An 18991-nucleotide genomic window follows, 5' to 3' on the forward strand; every position below is an offset into this window, starting at 1 on the left:
AATCTTGGAGCGTCCGGCACGTTGGCCACCTCGACGCGGAGTGCGGTGTCGCAGGCAGTGGACAGATACGGCGGCACATCGATCGCGGCAAGGATCTCGGGTGGGAGCTGCTCGCTGGTCGAGCCGGGCGGGTTGACACAGCCCGGCGTCAGGTTGGGTCCGGCTGTGTGGTCGTCGGTCACTGCTGCTCCTGCTCGCTACCGGGGGTGTTGTGTGCCTCGACAACAACTGCCGTGGCCCGGCGGGCGATGCGGAAGTGGTAGCCGGGGCGCCATGCGCGACGTGCCGTGAGTCGCGCGGTGACGAAGTCCAGATCTCTCGTCGTGATGCCGGCCTGCTTCCATGAGCCGTCGGGCTGCTGCGCCTGGACGAAGTACTCGACCGTTTCGTGCCGCTCTGCGGTCGGCGCCGTTGAGGCTGCGTCGATCGCCGGGGCGACCTCGGGGTGGGTGAACCGGACGGGCTTACCCAGCTCGCGGGCGTAGGCGATCTCCGCGGTGGTCGATGAGCGGATGTACGGGCCGACGACGATCACCTCGTCCGCGAGGCGGATCTTCGCGCGGTGCAGGTCGTTGAGGCAGACCTTCGGCGCCTCGGCCTCGATCGGGTCGGCCCACAGCGGGTGCGGTTCCTTCATGTTGCAGCCCGGCTTGACGACGATGCGCCCGGCGGTGGTCTCCCGCAGGTCGGGCTCCTGCATCTCTGCCATGAAGCATGAAGCGGGTGCTGCCTCAGAAGGCGACGAAGTGCGGGATGTTGAGGCGCTGCTTGGTGTCAGCCAGCTTCTCCTCGTGGGTCACCAGTTGGGGGTAGGACACGGGCTGCACTGCTTCGGTCGGCGGTGCGGGTCAGTTGGCGTGGTCGCCGCGGGCTTGGGCACGGGCGGCGGCGAGGACTTCGCTCCCGCGGCCGGCTGCGGTGGCGTTGAGCGGGTTGTCGTCGTCGAGGTGGGGTTCCTGCCGGCGAGCCACGCGCGGGCGACGTGCGGTCCCTCAGCCACGGGATCAGGGCGAACACCTGCCGGACGGCGTCCTGTTGGGCGGCTGTGAGGGCGCTGCGGATGGCGGGGGCGGGGGCTTGTAGGATGTGTGGGGCGGAGCCGTAGCGCAGTGGTCGTCGCGCGCGGTCTCCAAAACCGCGAGGACGCCGGTTCGAATCCGGCCGGTTCCGTCTCTCGTCGCACTGGTTCGGCTCTGCCGTATCACACTGGCAGGTCTCGCTAGGACCTCCTGATCACGGACGTGATTACGGGAAACGAGACGGCCGCCATCCCGCCGGGGCAGGTTACGCTGTCGGACCGGCGGACGCAGCGCAGTTGGTCGGTCGACCTTGCGCCTTCCAGCTCGCGGCATTCCCGGTCACTCAGGCGCTGTGCACAGATCACAGGCCAGCGGCCGAGTACCGCCCATGGGGACAAGCGGCCCGTCGAGTGCGTCTCCTGGCGGGACGCGGCGAGGTTCTGCAACGCCCTGTCCCGGTACGATGGTTCACGCCGCGTACCATTTCCGCGTCGATGGCGAAAGTGTCGAGTGGGACGCATCCGCCGGCGGGTACCGGCTGCCGACCGAAGCCGAGTGGGAGCACGGCTGCCGTGCCGCTACGGCAGGACCGCGTTACGGGAATCTCGACGAGATCGCCTGGTACCGCGGTAACTCGCACGAGCGCATCCACGGAGTGGGCGGCAACACCCCAACGCATGGGGGCTGTACGACATCCTCGGCAACGTCTGGGACTGGTGCTGGGACGTCTGCGATGCCGAGGTCTACGGCACCTACCGGGTGCTCCGTTGCGGTGGTTGGTTCGATGAGCACTGGAGTTGCCGGGCCTCCGCGCGGCGCCGCAGCCCCCGGCCTTCCGGGTCGACGACGTAGGTTTCCGCCTCGCGCGTTCCCTCGTGTGAAGACCGGTTCCCCCCGTCCTCAGGCGCAATGTCCGCCAATCGATCAGCCTGGGGTACGGACCCGATCGTCTGAGACATCGAGCGAATCCGGCCCGTTCACTTGCGACATGGACCAGATCGACAGAGACGGGACAGCAGGGACAGGGGTCCTCACGGCCGGCTGTCCGTTGCCAATGAATCCAGGCAGTTTGTCACCGAACCAAGTCGTTGTGGCGGAGGCGAGCGGCCCGCCGGCCACATCGTCGCGGAGGACGACTGTGCTTCCGCCGCCGGCTTGATCACGCCGCGCAGGTCTCGTACCGGCGGCTCAAACAAGTGCGCCGCGCAGGCTGACGCAGAGCGTCTGGGGGTATCTGAGGATGAGTCACATGAACCTTCACTTGCCCTCCTCTCCCGTCACATCCCCAGTGGCACCTCCCCGTTGGGCGATCTGGGCCGCGCACCTGACCGCGCTGGTGGTCCTGCCCAGCGGGCTGTGGCGCATCGCCATGGTGCTCGGATACCCCGCCGGTTACACAGAGGCGGGCTTCGTACCCTTCGAGACGCTCGGGTCCAAGGCGTGGATGCTGACGCTCAGCGTGGTCTGCGAGTTGGTCGCCTTCCTAACGATCGGCCTGGTACGGCCCTGGGGCGAGGTGATCCCGCGTTGGATGCCGCTGGCTGGAGGGCGCAGGGTGCGTCCCGTGGCCGTTGTCGTCCCTGCTGCCCTGGGCGCAGTTGCTCTGACCGCGCTCTGGGCCAACGTCCCCTGGTGGTGGACGTATCCGCATGAGGACATGACGCCCGCCGGACACCTGCTCGTCGGCATTCTCTACCAGCCGTTGGTCCTGTGGGGCCCGCTGACCGCAGCCGTCGCGATTTCCTACCACCGCCGCCATCGCACCGCACATCGCCGGGGATCGACCGACTGAGGGAACCGGCACCAAGCGGGAGGCTGGAATCGGTGACAAACGGGCTGGGTTCATTGGCAACGGAGAGTTCGGGAGGCACCAGAACCGCCTGGCGGGCTCAGATTGTTCGCGAGATCCGACGGCACCAGGTGGTCGGCAGGCCCGCAGCGGTTCGGCGAAACCACGGTGCTGACACCGGGAGCAAGGACAGCCACCCGGTCGCCCCGTAGCCGGCTATCGCTCGCCCGAGGTCGGTAGCCGGTCGTTTTGCGACGCTCGGGCAAGCAGACGTCTTCGAAGGGGCAGCGCGGACGATACAGTGCGCCGCGTTCCCCGGTTGCGCGTTCGCGCGCCTACAGCAAGGTCTCGTCGACCTTGTAGAGCATGCTGCGCATTGGGGTGAGCTCTTGGAGGCGGGCCGCATCGGCTGCGGCGGCGCGCCCTTCGGGGGAAGCGAAGGCTGCACGTAGTTCCTCCATCGTGTCCCATTCCCATTCGGCGACCAGGTAGTACGGTTCGCCGCCGCGGACGGCGACCGCGTCGCGGCCGAGCGTGTAGCGGCGCAGCCCTGGCAGAGTGCGTGCGAGGGGGAGGTGGATGTCGCGGTAGTGGCGGTCGAATGCCGCGAGGTCAGCCGGCGTCTCGTACAAGACGATGAAGCGGGCGGTCATGCGGCGGTCCTGCGGTGGCGGGTGAGCACGGCGGGGCCGACCTGTTCCGCCGACAGACACTCCAGCTCCGCGTGCGGGCAGCGCGCAGGGAAGAGCCGGTCGCCGGTGCCGAGGGCGGTGGGAAACGTCAGAAGCCGGTACTCGTCGATCAGGTCCTCGGCCATCAACTGGTGCACGATGCTGAGGCTGCCGATGACGACCACATCGCGCGGTTCGTGCTTGACGACGTCGACGACGTCGCCTTCCAGAATCCGCGAGTTCGCCCACGCCGCGGTGTCCGTGCCGCTCAGCGTGCGGGAGGCGACCAGTTTCGGGGCGGCGTTCATGCGTGCGGCGAACGGGCCCTCACGTCCGGGCCACAGCCGCGAGAAGATCTGCCAGGTCGTGCGCCCGAACAGCAGCACGCCGTCGTCCAGCATGTGGCCGAGCCGGAACTTGTCTCCGTCGATGGCTTCGCGGCCGTGCCGCAGCGCCCAGCCGCCCAGCGGCGTCCCCTCCGAACCGGTGGGGTCGGACATGATCCCGTCCAAGGTGACGAACCCGATCACGATGATGCTCACAGCGATGTTCCTCTCGCTCAGGTCGAGTGCTCACCGGTACATACCGGCGGCCCCCGCCCGACTCATCGCTCCGGCGCGAAATCCCCGGCAGGAATGTGCCGCGGCAGCTCGAAGGCGTCGAAGACGCCCGGATCGGCGAAGACGACGTTGTGCGCCACCAGGCCGCCGGTGACGGTGAGCACCTGGAGGGTGTGCAGCCGGTGCCCCCCGCCGGGCTGTGGCGCGTACGCCGCCAGCGCCGGCTGCCCGTTCGCTGTGAGCTCCCGCACGGCCCAGCCGGTGCCGCGTATCCGGAAGACGCGCTCCAGGAATCGGCCGTAGTCGGTGCTGCCCCGGTACCATAGCGAGACCGGCGGCATCTCCAGGATCGCGTCCTGGGCCAACAACTGCACCAGTGCGGGTACGTCGGCGGCCTCGAACGCCCGCACATACCGCTGCACCACCGCCCGCACCCCGGGATCGTCCGGCTCACGCACCGCATCGGGACCGCCCGCGCCCGCGAGGGCGGCACGGGCGCGCTGCAGCGCGCTGTTGACCGCCGCCACCGTGGTCCCCAGCTGCTCGGCGACCTCGGCCGCGGTGAACCCCAGCACCTCCCGCAGTACCAGGACGGCGCGCTGCCGGGCCGGAAGCACCTGCACCGCCGCCACCCACGCCAGGCGCAGATCAACCCGCGCTTGGACGTCCGACCGCGCGTCAGGAAACGGCTCCAGCCAGGGGACGTCGAGCGCCGGCGTCAGCGCAGCCTCAGGATCGTCGCTCGGCGCACCCAACCCGGACGGCAGCGGGCGCCGGCCGCGCCCCTCCAGCGCAGTCAGGCACGCATTCGTTGCGATCCGGTACAACCAGGTCCGCACCGACGCGCGCGCCGGGTCATACCGATCCTGGGCCTTCCAGGCACGCAACAGCGTCTCCTGAACCACATCCTCGGCCTCGTGGAACGAGCCCAGCATCCGATAACAGAACGCGAGCAGCTCGCCCCGGTACGACTCGAAGTCCATCGGCCCATCATGCCGTACGCCGGTCTCAGCTTGACGTCCAACCCAGTCCGCCCCGATCAGCACGCCGCACACGACCAACTTCGCCGTCGAAGGACACCAGCCTCCGATGTGTTGTACCAGCGAAAGCCAACCTCGATTCGCCAGCGGTCGTGAGTGCGTGACTGGCCTGATGGTTCGCCCGGTTTTTCCTGCGTGATCGCAGGTGGGGTCTTCGGCTGTCGCTGCGGCTGCGTCGGGGTTCCACGGCAGAGCTGATGGCTCGGTGTCCCAAGACATCGAAGCTGGTGGCCGACGAGCGCCTCGCGGATGCCCTGCGCAGGGAACACGGGGCCAACCAACGGGGCGTGCCTTCCACGCTTCCTGGCTGGCCCGCATGCAGCTCCAGCTCGGCAAGCTCGACCAGGCGTGCCACACCGCGACCGAGGTTCTGGAACCCGCTTCGGCGGTTGCTTCCGAACGGCTGGCCCGCCACCTCGGAGAGTTCTACGGAGAGTTGACCGCCTGCCGGCACGAACCCGTAGCTGCTGCCTTCGAGCACGGCTGAGGGAAGTGCTCCCGACACGGATCAGCGGATCGCCTCGTCCATGAGGACGTACCGAAGGCCGACGAGCGACCCACTACTGACAATCTCCCGGCGGTCGATCATGCCGCGCACGTCGGCGAGCGGGACCCACTCGATGCGGTCGGATTCGTTCTTCTCCGTCGGAGGCCGGACGTAGGTCGCGCTGTCTGCCCGGAAGATGTGGTGCTGCGAGTTCGTGATCCCGTTCGCAGGCTCTGCGTAGATCAGCGGCTTCATCGGCCCTGGGCGCCAGCCCGTCTCCTCAAGGACCTCACGGGACACAGCCTGCTCCGGCGTCTCGCCTTCCTCTATGAGGCCCATGGGCAACTCTCATGCCCAGGCGTCGGTGATGAAGCGGTGGCGCCACATCATTCAGAACCTCGCGGCGATCATTGACCACGGCAGCCACGGCCAGGTGACGGAGCCGGACGACGTGGTGTTCCCATCGACGCCCGTCCGGCTGCTGAACGTCCACCAGGCACAGGTTCACGCAAGGATTCGTGTAGATCTGCCGCTCGCCATGGGTCTTCCACTGCATGAACGTCGCCCCTCGCGCCTGGTGGCCCCCAGCATCTCGGACGAGGATCGCGCCAGATGTGCGGCGCCCAAGGCGGGCTAATCTGGCTCGCTCGTCTGGAAGTTGCGGTGTATCAGCGCTACCGGGTATCGCTCTCCTGTTGGCTACGCGTGCTGCGTGAAGACAGCCACATCGTCATGCTGCTGAAAACCAGGGCCATAGCGATAAAGATCCAAACCATCATGTCGGTAACGCTACAACGGGTGTGGCTGCCCTGCCGCCGGGCGTTGTCTACGGCTATCGAATATTGCCGCAGGTCAGGTGCCGAGGCGCCCGCGGAGCCACTGCAGCGCCGGTGGGATCTCCCGTCGCCACGTGTTGAAGGTGTGCCCGCCGCGGTCGAGGATGATCGACGAGACGTGCGCCGGAGCCTTGACCTTCTTGATGAACTGCTGGGTGGCCTTGAGGTTGGGCTCGCCCTGGTGTGAGGACGTGACCAGGAACGAGGAGTTGCGCTGCGGCTTGTGGTCCAGGTGCCACAGCAGGTCGGATCGTTTCTCCTCGTTCTTGTTCCCGTGGAAGAGGTCACCGGAGTCGCTGTCGATCTCCGGCTTGTACTCCGCCGACAGGCTCACCCCGGCCGCGTAGGTCTCCGGGTGCTGAAGCGTCATCTTCAACGCGCAGTAGCCGCCGGTCGAGTCGCCCATGATGCCCCAGTTCCGCGGCGAGGTGCCGACGCGGTAGGTGCTCGATATCGCCTTGGTGACGTCCGTGCCGAAGAAGGTCTCGCTCTGCGGGCCGCCGGGGACGTCGATGCACTGGGTGTTGGCGGGCGCGATGGTGGGCCGCATCATCACGAGAATCATCGGCTGCATCTTCTTCTGCTTGACCTGGGTCCACGCCGTCTTGGGGTACCGCAGCCCCTTGAGCAGGTTCTCCGCCATCCCCGGGAAGCCGGTCAGTACGACGGCCGCCGGGAACTTGCGATGTTCGTTCCCCTTTTGGAAGTACTCCGGCGGCAGGTACACGTACGCCTGGGCGGCGGTGCGGGAACGCCCGCCGTGCACCATGACCTTCTCGATCACGCCGCCTGCCTGCGGATTCGCGCCGCCGGGCACCTCCGGGGCCTGCCGCCCGAGGACCTGCATCGCCGCGGCCCCGACGGGCGCCGCCTGCTGGCGGGTCTGACCGAGCAGGTCCTCCCACGAGCTGTAGAGCAGGAAGGTACGGTTCGCCGCGAGCGCGACCGATGCGAACACGAACGCCTGTATGACGACGAGCGCTCCCATCCGCCCCAGGACCTGTCTCGCACCCGGACGCACCAGCCGCGGCCACAGCCACACCGCAGCTGCGAACACCAGCACCGTGCACAGCACGGCACAGATCAGGAGCGTGGCACTCGTCAGACCCATGGAACAGCAAACCCTTGCGACGTCTCGGCCTGGACACCCCGGTCCAGAGCACCGCCAACCGGTGCGCACCAGGCTAGAGAGCCGTAGCGGGCAAACCGTTCCACTCTGTGCGGATCCGCAGGTCACCCGGGTCCGCACCGCGGCCCGCCTCGGGCACCCCGCAGTCCCAAGCGCCACACCACGTAGAGGGTCCATCGGACAGTGGCGAACAACTGGACGCACACCCGGCCTCCTCCCAAACGTGATCGCATCAGGAACTGAAGACCGCTCCCCTGACGTCGGCCGAGCCCCTCGGTTCCTCCACCGTGTGGTCCCGCGTGGATACCAGGGTTCCGTCCACGATGAGGACGGTGTCCTTGCGGAACCGGCGACGTGGCCGGAGTGCGAGAAAGGAGCTGAGGTGGTCGATGATGCGGTCGGCTGCGGGCGGGCGCGGAGCGCTGAGCCGTGCGTTTGCGCCCCAGTGACGGCGGTCCCAGTCGTACTGACAGTCCGGATCACATGCATCACGACCGAGCTGGAATTGCCCTTGCCGTGTACCAGGGCTGTGTATCGCCGGTCTTGGGACCGCCCTCCGCTCGTTCACCCCTCATCGGCACGTGACCCGTGATCGGAGTAGCCCATCCGTTCCGGCACACGCAGCTGGGCGGGTGTGAAAGGCTCTGAAGGCAGACCAAGGGGCAGGAGAATGCGTGCAACCACCTTCGGCAATCGGGCAGTTGGCGTCGCTCGTGCTACTTGTTCTGCCGGGGCTGACCTGTCAGTTCCTATGGGGACGCCGGCGCGGGCCGGTCGCCGGGGAGGCGCAGCTGGGCGAGAGGGGCCTGCGCGCCATCACGGCCGGCATGGCCCTGAACGGGGCTTACGCGATTGTCGCGGGCCCCGCCCTTGCCTCTGCCCGGCGAGCAGGTCTTGTGGTGGTCACCGCAGGTGGGCGGGAGCCTTATGAACTCCCCGCGTGCCGATGATGCGTGAGTTGTCCGCCGATGCGAATCCGCAACTTCGGTTCGCTCTGCTCGGTTCGCTCCGGGCCTGGCGTGGTGACACGGGTCTGGAGCTCGGGCCGGTTCGTGAACAGGCTCTCCTGGTCGCTCTGCTGCTCCGACCAGGCAGGACGGTCAGTCGGCAGCAGCTGCTCCACGGGGTGTGGGGTGCGGAGCCCCCCGGCACGGGCGACAAGGTGATCCCGGTCTACGTGCACCGGTTGCGCCGGCGCCTGGATGCGCAGGGAAAGGGTTCGGCGGATGCCGTGATCGACACCGTTCCCGGCGGCTATCGCTTTGCCTCGAAGAGCGCGCAGGTGGACGTGGCGCGATGGGAGGAGATCGCCGTTGAAGGGCGGTCGGCGAGGGATTCCGGAGATCTGGGCGCCGCGGTGGACGCGTGGTCGACGGCACTGGGGTTGTTCCGCGGCGAGCCGTTGGCCGGGATCCCCGGGCCCTTCGCGGAGGGCGAACGGTTGCGGCTGGTCGAGCAGCGGCTCGTGCTGGTGCAGGACAAGGCCGACTGCCTGCTCCGGTCGGGGCGGCACGCCGAGGCCGTGGGCGAACTGTTCTCCCTGACGAGGTCCCACCCCTACAACGAGGCTCTGGCCGCCCTCCTCATGCGTGCCCTGCACGCCGGCAACCGGCAGGCCGACGCGCTGGCGGTCTACGCCGCGACGCGCCGCCGGCTGGTGGACGAGCAGGGAGTGGAGCCCGGCGCCGAACTGCGCCGGGTGCACGAGGCGGTCCTGCGGGGCGACGACACGTATCTGCTCGGCACCGACGTACGACACCGTGCGGAACAGCCGGCCGGGCCTCGGCAGACAGGTCCCGCTCGGCAGCAGCACCGTGCGCGCCATGAACTCCCGGTCGACGTCGGCAACTTCACGGGCCGGGACCGGGAACTCGGCCTTCTCGTCGCGCCCGCCGAGCCGCACGTGGTCACCGTACGGGCCGTGGACGGCATGGCCGGGGTCGGGAAGACCGCGCTGGTGGTGCGCGCTGCGCGGGCGCTGCGGGAGCAGTACCCCGACGGCTGCCTGTTCGTGGAGCTGCACGGGCACCGCGAAGACCGGGAGGCGGCGGAACGGCATCGCTTGCTCAGGCGGTTGCTGCGCGCCGTGGGGGCCGGTGAGGGGGAGGACTCCGAGGATCTGGACGAACTGGCCGCGTCGTGGCGGGCGGCGACCGCGTCCCTTCGGTTGCTCCTCGTCCTTGACGACGCCTCCCGTGCCGAGCAGGCACGACCGCTGCTGCCCGCCGGTTCCGGCAGCATGGTGCTGGTGACGAGCCGCCGGCGGCTGACCGGGCTGGACGCGGACCGCAGGGTCTCGCTCACCCCGCTCGACCTCGACGAGGCGGCGGGACTGCTGACCCGTATCGTCGGCGGCGAGGGCGGCGGCGAGGGATCGGACCGCGAGCGTGCGGCCGTACGCGAACTGGCCGCACTGTGCGACAGGCTTCCGCTGGCGTTGCGCATCGTCGGGGCGCGGATCCAGGACCGCCCGTGGTGGGCGGTGGAAGCCCTGGTGGCGCGGCTGACCGACGGCGAGCACCGGCTCGACGAACTCGCGGTGGAGGACCGCAGTGTCGAAGTCGCCTTCCGGATCTCCTACGACCAGCTTTCAGCCGCCGAGCAGCGTGCCTTCCGCGCCCTGGGCCTGTCGCCCACCGTACGGCTGGACCGGCTGACACTGGCCGCCCTGCTCGACTGGACGCCCCCCGACGCCGAACGCGCCCTGGAGAGCCTGGCCGACGCGAGTCTGGTGCAGCGGGTGACCGCCGACCGCTACCGGTTGCACGACCTGGTGGCGGCCTACGCCCGACGCGTTGCCGCTGCCTCGCCCGACGAGGCCGCGGCGGCCCGCAGAGGTGTGTTCCGGCTGTACGTGAGAGTCGCCCGTCGCTCCAGCGACTGGGGCACCTCGTCCTTCCCGACCGGCCCGCAGGACCCTGGCCCGTTCGCGGACTGGGAGGAGGCCGCGACCTGGCTGGACGCGGCAGGCGGTGAACTGCTCGACGTGATCGGCCAGGCGGCGGCCGCGGGCCATGTGGACGAGGCATGTTGGATCGCCGAGGGCCTGGTCGACCACCTCACCCGGCAGGGCCGCTTCCACGAGTGCCGCACCGCGCTGGAGATGCTGCTGCCGATCGTCGCTCGGGTCGGCGACCGGCGGATGGACTCCGCGCTGCGCACGGGCCTGGGCGTCATGTACGGGCTGCAGGGCCGTTACCGGCAGGCCCGCACCCACTTCACGGAGGCGCTGGACATCAGCCGCCGGGCCGGTGACCCGCACGAGCAGGCCAGAGCCGCGGCCGGCCTCGGGACGTTCGCCAACCTGGAGGGCCGGATAGCCGAGTCCATGACCTATTTCGCCGAAGTCGCCCGCCTGGCCGGGGCGTTGGAGCACGACGACTGGCTCATGGGGTCGATCATGACCCGCGCCGGCGACATGCACCACCAGCTCGGCGAGTACGACAAGGCCCACGACCGCTACCTGGAGGCGATCGCCCGGGCCGAGAAGTCGGGCAGCCCCAGGCTGCACGGCAAGACCCTGCTCCGCCTCGGTGGTCTCCAACTCGACCTCGGCCGGCCCGCGGAGGCCGTGGGCACCTTCGGGAAGGCCGAGGACCTGGCCAGACGCCTTGGGGACGTCCCCCTGTACTCCGCCGTCCTCGGCAGGCTGGCCACGGCCGAGGCGAAGCTCGGCAACGTGCAGGCGGCCGCCGAACTCCGGCGTCGGTCACGCGCGGTCCTGGACGAGGAGACCGGCACCGCGTCGGAGATCGCGATACGTCACCGGCTGCTCTGGCACGGCGCCGTGGCCGAGGACCTGGCCGGGGCGCGCGACTTCTTCGAACGGGGCACCACCCTCCCCGACACCGACGCCAACCGGGCGAGAGTCTCCCGCGCGCTGGACGACCTGGGCCGCCGACGACAGCAACGACGGCCGGGCGCCGGCGAGTACGAGCCATAGCGCCTCGGGCAGGGCAGGGCCTGCGGGTCCGGGCCCGGCCGGAGCGTGGCCGGCCGTGCCCGGTCCCGAGGTCCCCCTGTCCCCGCGGTTCCGTCAGGAGTCCTACGCGGGGTCTCCGTTCTCATTCAGCCATTGGACGCCGTCCTGGCCGTCCTGGGTGAGGTTCTTGGGGATGACGAATTGCGGGTATTTCCAGTGCAGGTTGATGTAGCCGGGTGCGTTCGTGATGGACCTCAAGTCGCACACCGGGTCGCCGATGATGCAGTACCGCCTGACCGGAATGCCGTTGAACTCCGCCGGGCCGGCGCCGGCGGCGGTGGCCACCCCGGGGATGCCCAACCCCTTGGGGAGATGCGCGAACAACCCGGTGTCGGGCTGCATCGGGTCGGCGTAGAGCATGCCGTCGACCTGGGAGCGCGGAATGCCGGTGCTGCCGCTCGCGATCTTCTGGAGCACCTCGTCCGCGGCCTGGGCGCCCTGGGAGTAGCCGGTGATCGTGAGGCGCGCGTTCGGGTGCGCGCGGTGGGTGTCCTCCGCCGCCTGCAACCCGTTCTGGTAGCCCTGTTGCACGCTGGCGTCGTAGGTCGGTGCGGTGGCGGCGTCGGGGTTGAGCTGCAAGGGGGGCTCGATGAGCCCGCCGTGGGGACCGATGAGCGGGCCGGCGGTGGCCGGGTAGCACACCTTGATCGCGGAGGAACCGAGGTGGAGAAGGTCGTTCGCGGCGGTGTAGGACTTGGTGATCGTGGGGCAATCGGGACCGGAATCCGTAGGACCGGTGCCGCCGATCTCGATGTAGTAGTGCTCTGTGTCGGCCGCGTGCGCGGCGGACGGGAACGCGACGGCGGCGCTGGTGGTCAGCGCCGCGGCTACGGCTGCGGTGCGAACCGCCCGTGCTGTCCTGCTCGTTTTCGCCATTGCCTGATCTCCCCCTGAGGTCGTGGACGTGTCCGAGAACGAAGGCTCCAGACGCTAGGCACGGCCGTTGACATCGCGATGACATGCTGATGACTGCGCTGGTGGAGCGGCTGTCACGCACCACTGCTCGGGGTTCAAGACTCAGAGCTCAGGGAGAGGTCGGCGGGTCAGGGCACTACCGCCGTGAGGATCTTCTGCACCCGGTCCACGATGTCCGTACGGTCGTTGGGGACCCAGGAGATGTGCTGGGTGCCGACGACGGCGGGGACGAGGACGCGGGAGGTGGCCTCGGAGGAGGCGCCGTCGGGAAGTTGGGACACCTGCCGGACCTGGAGCCGCTGCCGTCCTCAACACGCCCACAGCTAAGGGCGATCGCCACCCCCGACCGCGCCGAATGACCTGCCCCCGCGTCAGGGTCAGGGTCAAGTGGTCCGAGCTGCCGACTGGCGGCGCAGCGCAGTGCACGAACATCGGCAAGCGCAGATGCACGGTTCCTGATGTTCAGTCAGCCATGAAGGGATTCCTGGAAGACGCCCCGTAGCAAGGACTTTTTGGGGGGTGTCTGAGCGGTGCCTCACGTTCCTCACGGAACCTGAGCCGCCTGAGTCGCGTCTTCCCAGTAGCGTTACGTGCCCCGCTGACCGAAATCGTCCGGGCACCGCAGATGCGGCACGGGGCATGCGATCTGAGCAGCATGCTGAGCTTCAGGAAATGAGAGTCGTTGCGTCATCGCAGCGTCATCGCACACCCGAACAGTGAACGGGGGCTAACTCATGAGCATCAGGTGCGGCAGGCCAAGGATGAGGATCATCCTTGCGGTCGCCACGGTTTTGGCAGCAGCAAGCGGGTTGGTGGGAAATATCGGAGCGGGAACGGCTGCCGCGCAACCGCTTTCGCGCACTTTCGGCTATACGTGCTCGTCTCCCCTGATCGGCGATCAACCATTCACAGTGGAGATCGACTCGGACATCCCGAATTCGGTCGCAGTCGGCGCGCCCAGCAAGCCCGTCGCCGTCAACGCGGTGGCGACGGTGGGTGCGGGTTTCACCCAGTGGCTCGCCAGGGTCGGCATGAAGACCCTCGGGGGCACGGCGAACGCGAGGGCCCATGTGGCCGCGCCTCAGGATGACTTCGACGTCACGGTCCCCTTCCACATGGCCACGACCAGCGTCCCGGCATCCGGTCCCTTCAAAGTCAGGGCAACCGCCAGCGCGACCACGCGCACCTTCAGCCATCCGGGCAAGGGGACGGTCACCGCCGGCGACCTCACCCTCCACCTCCTCGCGAAGAACGGCGGACTGGCACTCTGGGCCGACGCGCCGTGCACCCTGAACGCCGGCCAGAGCAATGTCGTGACGTCCTTCGACATCACGAAGCCGGGTTCGGCGCCCACCGCCCCTCCGAACTCCTCGACCGGATCGGTGGCCACCACCGCTCCGAGGTCGACGACCGGATCGGTGGGCGCCGCCGTTCCCAAACCGGCGATGTCAGCGGGCGCCGGGCCCGCAAAGGACAGCGCGATCACGCCCGGCAATCCGAGCCCGAGGGCTTCCAGCCCCACACGGGTGGCGAACTCCCCCCGTCCGACGCCGAGGCCGACCGAACCCACGATCGTCCCGAAGCCCTCGGCCGTCGGCCAGGACACCGGGGATCTCATCCTGTTGGCCGTGGGCGCGCTCGTCGCATGCGCCGCCGCCTTCTTCCTCGGCACGCGGCTGAAGAACCGCCGCCGCACCGGTGATGACGGAGGGGATCGGCGTTACCTCAACCCGAGGCCTGACTGGCCTGCCGAAGGTGTCAAGGCCGGGAGGGGTGACTTCAGTTGGCACCGGAAGGTCTTGGTTGGTGCTGCCCCCCAGCGTCGAGGGTGTGGCGGTAGGGCGACATCGCACGGCAGCACGGGCCGGAAGGGTACGGATGGTCGCAGGCTCCTGATGGCACGTCATATTCCGTACCAGGCAGGACATCAGGGCGTCGGTGCGCGGGCTGGCGGTGGCGCCGACCTGGACAGCCAACTCGCGGGCTTGCTACAGGGCGAAGACGCCGATGTCGTGACCGACGAGAAGCTCGGCACCGCATACGTTCGACAGGCGTAGTCAACGGCCACCGCCTGTGTAACGGAGGCTCAAGCAGGGCGGCAGGCAGGCACAGGCGCCTGCCTGCCGAGGGCGAGGACGGCCACGGAAAGCCGACCATCCGTGCGAAGAGAAGAGAGGTGCCTCTGTTGGCTGAGATCCGCAGCGTCTCCGTCACGGACAATGCCGGGATCATCTCCACCGGCGACGGCGCGACGAACACCCTGTACCGGTGAGCGTCGCGCCGGATCCGCAGGAGTCGGGGCCCGCCCCGACTCCTGCCCAGTCGGGCGGCGAACCGCAGATCACGGTCCGAGACGTCTCGGGCATTCTCAGTATCGGCGACCACAACGTCAACGTGCTCTTCGCCAAAGGGGTCTCCGCCGAGGACGCGCTGGCCAAGTTGGTCAAGCAACTCGTGCATGCAGTGCGCGACGAGCGCCGCTCCTTTGATGACGAGCTGGCCAAAAAGGCCGATCTGCTCGCGGATGCGGTCGACGCGCGCCTGCAGCACGAGGAGGAACAACTGCGGTTACAGGACCGGAGTCCGCTGACTGTGCACTGGCAACCGGTGCCCGGGGAAGCGCCCGGCCGTCGGGAGGACATCCGCAACGCCCCGGCTGGGACACCGGATGCTCACCCGCTGGGCCTGCGTCAACTGGACGAAATCACGGCCGTCCGCGAGCGGGCAGAGCTCCGCTGGCTGATGGTGCTGGGGCGGGAAGGCTCAGGGAAGAGCGTCCTGGCCCTACAGTTCGCACTGAACCGCCTCAAAGAGCGTCCTAGCGCCGGCAAAGCGCCGGTGCCGGTGATCTTCAGTCTCGGATCATGGAATCCCGGCACTACCTCGCTACGGCGTTGGTTGATCGGCCGGCTGGAGCGGGATCACCCCTTTCTCGCCGAGGTCAGCCCCAGCGGTAGGACGTGGGCCGCCGTGCTGGTGGGTGCCAAATACGTGCTACCGATCCTGGACGGGTTCGACGAGATCGCCATGGGTCTGCGCAAACGCGCGCTGATAGCACTCAACAGCAGCACCTTGCCGCTGCTCGTGACCAGCCGCCGCACCGAAATCGAAGCTGCCGCGGAAGACAATGTCGTGCCCTCCGCCGCCGCTATCGAATTGATCGACCTCAACCTGGACGACTCCGTCGCATACCTGCGGACGGCCACCGGCACAACTCCCTCCGACGGTACGGACGTCAACCCCCAGGTCGGGTGGGCTTACGTCCTGGGTGAGTTGAGCCGCCGCACACAGGCCAGCGCCAATCTCGCCGCCGTGCTCACCACCCCCCTGATGGTCACACTTGCCCGGTTCGTCTACGAATCCGACTCCGACCCATCGAAACTGACCGACCGTGACCCATCGGACCTGCTGAAATCCAAGAAGCTCGACACCCGAGAAGCTCTTGAAAAGCACCTCTTGGACAGCTACATCCGTACCGCCTACGAACGTTTTCCACCCAAGGAGCCCGAAGCACAAGAAGAAGAAAACCGGCGCTGGGATGCCGAACGCGCCCAGCACTGGCTCGGCTACCTCGCCGGACATCTGACGGAACTCAAAACGCCCGACATCGAATGGTGGCGGCTGGGGACCACCGTGAAGCTGCGCTGGCTCATGCTGCGGGTCGGGGTCACGGTCGCCATCGCGTCCGGACTCGTGGCCGGGATCGTTAACGGGTCCGAGGCCGGGCTCGCGTACGGGCCCGCGCACGGGCTCATGACGGCAGGTATCGCCGGCTCGTTGAACGGGCTCGCGGTGGGTCTGACCTTCGCTCTCATGCATGGGTTCGTTACGAAGATGAAGGTCGGGGGCCCGCTGTTCGAACCGTCGCTCATGGAGATCAAGCTTCAGGACTGGACGAAGACGAGACTGCGGGAGAGCTTCCGCCCCAGAGTCACGGGCGGGCTCGCCGGTGGTCTCCTGTTCGGACTCCTGTGGGCGCTGGGAATTGGGGCCTTGTCGGCCCTCTTGGGTGTTCCCGGGCCCGTGATCGCGCTGAACGCGGGCGTGCAGCTCGCGGCGGGGATCAGCCTGGGGTTCGCGATGGGGCTCATCGCCGCGCTCGGGGCCGGGTTCGAGACTGTCATCCCGAGAGAGAAACTCGTCCTGCCGTCGGTCCTGTTGAACACGAACCGCGCCACCGTACTCAAGCAGCTGCTCACTGTCGGGCTTGTGATCGGGTCCGGGTACGGGATCATGTTCGGGCTCACGTCGAACTCCCTGGCTGGAATCGGAGCCGGACTGGTGGCCGGATCCATGATCGCGCTCGGGGTCGGCACCATGACCGCCTGGGGGCGTTGGGTAGTCCTGGCCCGAATCTGGCTGCCCCTGACGGGATGGTTGCCAAGGGACCTGGATGCGTTCCTGCAGGACGCCTACGAGCGAGGCGTCCTGCGGCGGGTCGGCACGGTCTACCAGTTCCGCCACGCCCAGCTCCGGGACCACCTGTGCGCGACCGCCGACACCCCGCCCGAGCGCATCCTTCACCGGACCGACAACGGCAACCTGGACCGCCCGTTCGACGTCGCCGACACCGATGGCCACGGCTAGGTCGACGGGGCCGACTACCAGCGGATCGTCGATCGCTACCGCACCGCTTACAAGCTCCCCGCGGACGCCCCCGAGCCGCAGGCTCTGGCGTTCTTCCACCAGGAGTACTGGGCGGGTCTGCCCGACGACCTTCCCGAGCTGACCGAGGCCGAGTGCAACCCGGTGATCGCGCGCCCCGACGGCAGCACCGTCGTGGACGCCCGGGTGCGACTGTTGCCGCGCCGGGCGACCGACCCGTATCCGCGCCGGCTCCCGTGAGACGGGCGACGGCGGCGGACGGCGTGGCGAAAGGAAGCGAGACGAAGCGGCGACGGGTCGGGGCGGTCATGACCGGCGACGTCGTCCGCCCGCGGGCCGTTCGGCCCGGGGCCCAGCGCCCATCGGCTCATTGGCCGGCAGGGAGCCGGGGAGCAGGCTCGACGGCAAGGGGCAGCATTCCACCGCCCCTGGGGCCATCTTGACTGAGGAGCAACGATGGGCAACGTACTGCAACGGCACCCGGCACGGACGCTCTCGATGCAGGACGTGTTCGACCGGCTGGAAGGCGGGATCCTCGGAGGGCCGTGGCACTTCGGCGCACACGAGATCCGCATCGAAGAACACCTGGCAGAGGACGCGTACCAGGTCAAGGCGGAGCTGCCGGGCATCGACCCGGAGAAGAACCTGGAGATCGATGTCACGGGCGATTTCCTGACCATCCGCGCCGAGCGCGAGGAGCGCACGGAGACCAAGGAAAGCTCGGAGTTCCACTACGGCTCGTTCGCACGCGCGGTGCGGCTGCCCGCCGGGGCCCGCGGCGACAGGGCGACCGCCGACTACTCCGACGGCATCCTGACCGTCCGGGTACCGCTGGAGGCGGCGAAGGGCGAGACCACCAAGATCCCCGTCACCCGGGCGACCCGGCCCAGCTGAGTCGCAGGGCGACGGAACAGGGAAGAGAAGGCCAGGGCCGAGGTGCGATCACAGAACGATCACCCCCCGGCCCTGCGTCACGTGATCACCGCGTCACGTGGTCACTTTCGCCGAGCGCCGCAGTGACTCCTGTACGCCCTCCAGGTCGTCGGACGCGGTGCGTGCCAGTTGTCCCGCCAGGTCGCTCATCGCGCGGCTGGCGGCCAGCTCGTCACCGATCCCGGGGACGTTCGGGTCCGGCGGATTGCACCGGGCCGTGCCGTGGCCGGTGAGCATGGTGGCCCCGGTGTCGAGCACCATAGGGGCCTTCGTGGTGCTCCCCTCCTCGAAAAGGTGCAGCCGTACCTTCCACTCCACGGTCCTGGCCATGACATACCTCCTGTGGCGACATCCAGGATCGGCACGCGCCACGGAGCCCGACAGGGCTGAAGCGCCTTCTCTCATGAGCCGGCCGGCCCTACGTCCTCTCGCCTTGCCACGGCGGGGCGGACGCTGACCTCAGCCTTCGGCATCCACCGTGCCACCGCGGTGCACGAGGACCTGCTCGATCTGTGCGACGAGCGGGGGAACGGCGGCGGCGACCGACGGTGACAGGGTGGTCCCCGGCCCGCAGTCCGCGGCTTCCACCGCGTAGACAAGGAGTTCCCCGGGCAGCCGACCCAGCACACGGGCCAGCTCCACGGCATCGCCCAGGGTGAAACCATGCGAACTGGTCTCGCTCCAGGGGCTGCGGGAGAGCGTGTCGTGAATGCGGAACCGGCGGACGTGGCCTGGCCGGGACGGACGGGAACGGGCCGCGTCCACGACGATCGCCCGGTCCGCACCCTCCCAGGCACTGATGAGCCGGGCGGGTTCCCCATCGGTGCGGAACAGCGCGACGCCGCGGGGGAGTCGGCGCCGGGCGAGCTCGGCCACCACCGCCCACCCCACGCCGTCATCGCGGCGGTGGTCGTTGCCGATGCCGATCACGGCGATCCGCGTGGGGGAGCCGGAGGAACGATCCATGGCGTCGGTCCTTCCCCGCCTCGGCCGCCGCGGAGCCGTCCGAAGGCGCCCCGGGGGCC

Annotated in this window: 15 protein-coding genes, 1 tRNA gene and 5 pseudogenes; 9 read left to right on the forward strand and 12 right to left on the reverse strand. The window is 68.8% G+C overall.

The window, feature by feature from the left end; all coding sequences use genetic code 11:
- Nucleotides 1–430: 430 nt before the first annotated feature.
- Nucleotides 431–818 (reverse strand): annotated as a pseudogene (locus ACO1BR_RS30985) (hypothetical protein); the annotation flags it as partial.
- Between the two features lie 30 nt (nucleotides 819–848).
- Nucleotides 849–971, reverse strand: coding sequence for a hypothetical protein (locus ACO1BR_RS30990; protein WP_426798404.1), 123 nt, complete (start codon nucleotides 969–971; stop codon nucleotides 849–851).
- Between the two features lie 124 nt (nucleotides 972–1095).
- Between ACO1BR_RS30990 and ACO1BR_RS30995 the strand changes: the two genes are divergently transcribed.
- The 3 genes and pseudogenes from ACO1BR_RS30995 to ACO1BR_RS31005 all read left to right on the forward strand — a co-directional run bounded on the left by ACO1BR_RS30995 (nucleotide 1096) and on the right by ACO1BR_RS31005 (nucleotide 2811).
- A tRNA-Trp gene (locus ACO1BR_RS30995) sits at nucleotides 1096–1170 on the forward strand.
- 71 nt (nucleotides 1171–1241) lie between these two features.
- Nucleotides 1242–1871 (forward strand): annotated as a pseudogene (locus ACO1BR_RS31000) (formylglycine-generating enzyme family protein).
- Nucleotides 1872–2259: 388 nt separating this feature from the next.
- On the forward strand, nucleotides 2260–2811 hold the full coding sequence (locus ACO1BR_RS31005; RefSeq protein ID WP_426798405.1) for a hypothetical protein: 552 nt from the start codon (nucleotides 2260–2262) through the stop codon (nucleotides 2809–2811).
- 332 nt (nucleotides 2812–3143) lie between these two features.
- Here ACO1BR_RS31005 and ACO1BR_RS31010 read toward each other — a convergent pair whose 3' ends face one another.
- The 3 genes from ACO1BR_RS31010 to ACO1BR_RS31020 form a co-directional block, all read right to left on the reverse strand.
- Nucleotides 3144–3461 carry an EthD family reductase gene (locus ACO1BR_RS31010; RefSeq protein WP_426798406.1) on the reverse strand — a complete coding sequence of 106 codons (318 nt, stop codon included), beginning with the start codon at nucleotides 3459–3461 and terminating at the stop codon, nucleotides 3144–3146.
- On the reverse strand, nucleotides 3458–4021 hold the full coding sequence (locus tag ACO1BR_RS31015; RefSeq protein WP_426798407.1) for a dihydrofolate reductase family protein: 564 nt from the start codon (nucleotides 4019–4021) through the stop codon (nucleotides 3458–3460). The genes ACO1BR_RS31010 and ACO1BR_RS31015 overlap by 4 nt, the downstream gene beginning before the upstream one ends.
- Before the next feature lie 62 nt (nucleotides 4022–4083).
- A complete protein-coding gene (locus ACO1BR_RS31020) occupies nucleotides 4084–5079 on the reverse strand; it encodes a sigma-70 family RNA polymerase sigma factor (RefSeq protein ID WP_426798452.1) in 996 nt (331 codons plus the stop codon).
- Between the two features lie 239 nt (nucleotides 5080–5318).
- Here ACO1BR_RS31020 and ACO1BR_RS31025 point away from each other — a divergent pair.
- A pseudogene (locus ACO1BR_RS31025) lies at nucleotides 5319–5610 on the forward strand (hypothetical protein); the annotation flags it as partial.
- Here the strand turns inward: ACO1BR_RS31025 and ACO1BR_RS31030 are convergent.
- The 3 genes and pseudogenes from ACO1BR_RS31030 to ACO1BR_RS31040 all read right to left on the reverse strand — a co-directional run.
- Nucleotides 5588–6122: pseudogene (locus ACO1BR_RS31030) on the reverse strand (NUDIX hydrolase). The pseudogenes ACO1BR_RS31025 and ACO1BR_RS31030 sit on opposite strands and share 23 nt — an antisense overlap.
- Nucleotides 6123–6418: 296 nt before the next feature.
- Complete coding sequence (locus tag ACO1BR_RS31035) at nucleotides 6419–7513, reverse strand: alpha/beta hydrolase (RefSeq protein WP_426798408.1); 1095 nt, start codon at nucleotides 7511–7513, stop codon at nucleotides 6419–6421.
- 295 nt (nucleotides 7514–7808) lie between these two features.
- A pseudogene (locus tag ACO1BR_RS31040) lies at nucleotides 7809–7937 on the reverse strand (IS5/IS1182 family transposase); the annotation flags it as partial.
- 268 nt (nucleotides 7938–8205) lie between these two features.
- Between ACO1BR_RS31040 and ACO1BR_RS31045 the strand changes: the two are divergent.
- Together ACO1BR_RS31045 and ACO1BR_RS31050 are read left to right on the forward strand one after the other, a co-directional pair.
- The gene (locus ACO1BR_RS31045) at nucleotides 8206–8481 is read left to right on the forward strand and encodes a DUF6338 family protein (protein ID WP_426798409.1); all 276 of its coding nucleotides are present in this window, start codon (nucleotides 8206–8208) and stop codon (nucleotides 8479–8481) included.
- On the forward strand, nucleotides 8478–11474 hold the full coding sequence (locus ACO1BR_RS31050; RefSeq protein ID WP_426798453.1) for an AfsR/SARP family transcriptional regulator: 2997 nt from the start codon (nucleotides 8478–8480) through the stop codon (nucleotides 11472–11474). The genes ACO1BR_RS31045 and ACO1BR_RS31050 overlap by 4 nt, the downstream gene beginning before the upstream one ends.
- Before the next feature lie 102 nt (nucleotides 11475–11576).
- On the opposite strand, the gene ACO1BR_RS31055 is transcribed toward ACO1BR_RS31050, so the two are convergent.
- On the reverse strand, nucleotides 11577–12389 hold the full coding sequence (locus ACO1BR_RS31055; protein ID WP_426798410.1) for a cutinase family protein: 813 nt from the start codon (nucleotides 12387–12389) through the stop codon (nucleotides 11577–11579).
- 167 nt (nucleotides 12390–12556) lie between these two features.
- The gene (locus tag ACO1BR_RS31060; protein ID WP_426798411.1) at nucleotides 12557–12709 is read right to left on the reverse strand and encodes a hypothetical protein; all 153 of its coding nucleotides are present in this window, start codon (nucleotides 12707–12709) and stop codon (nucleotides 12557–12559) included.
- Between the two features lie 480 nt (nucleotides 12710–13189).
- Here ACO1BR_RS31060 and ACO1BR_RS31065 point away from each other — a divergent pair, with 480 nt between their 5' ends.
- From ACO1BR_RS31065 to ACO1BR_RS31075, 3 genes are all read left to right on the forward strand, one after another.
- Complete coding sequence (locus tag ACO1BR_RS31065; protein ID WP_426798412.1) at nucleotides 13190–14485, forward strand: DUF6801 domain-containing protein; 1296 nt, start codon at nucleotides 13190–13192, stop codon at nucleotides 14483–14485.
- Between the two features lie 211 nt (nucleotides 14486–14696).
- A complete protein-coding gene (locus tag ACO1BR_RS31070) occupies nucleotides 14697–17015 on the forward strand; it encodes an NACHT domain-containing protein (RefSeq protein WP_426798413.1) in 2319 nt (772 codons plus the stop codon).
- A 474-nt stretch (nucleotides 17016–17489) separates the two neighbouring features.
- Complete coding sequence (locus ACO1BR_RS31075) at nucleotides 17490–17927, forward strand: Hsp20/alpha crystallin family protein (protein WP_426798414.1); 438 nt, start codon at nucleotides 17490–17492, stop codon at nucleotides 17925–17927.
- Nucleotides 17928–18020: 93 nt separating this feature from the next.
- Here ACO1BR_RS31075 and ACO1BR_RS31080 read toward each other — a convergent pair whose 3' ends face one another.
- Complete coding sequence (locus tag ACO1BR_RS31080) at nucleotides 18021–18296, reverse strand: DUF1876 domain-containing protein (RefSeq protein WP_426798415.1); 276 nt, start codon at nucleotides 18294–18296, stop codon at nucleotides 18021–18023.
- 129 nt (nucleotides 18297–18425) lie between these two features.
- On the reverse strand, nucleotides 18426–18932 hold the full coding sequence (locus tag ACO1BR_RS31085; protein ID WP_426798416.1) for a hydrogenase maturation protease: 507 nt from the start codon (nucleotides 18930–18932) through the stop codon (nucleotides 18426–18428).
- Between the last annotated feature and the right edge of the window lie 59 nt (nucleotides 18933–18991).

Source organism: Streptomyces sp. YGL11-2 (assembly GCF_050054615.1).
Lineage (GTDB): Bacteria > Actinomycetota > Actinomycetes > Streptomycetales > Streptomycetaceae > Streptomyces.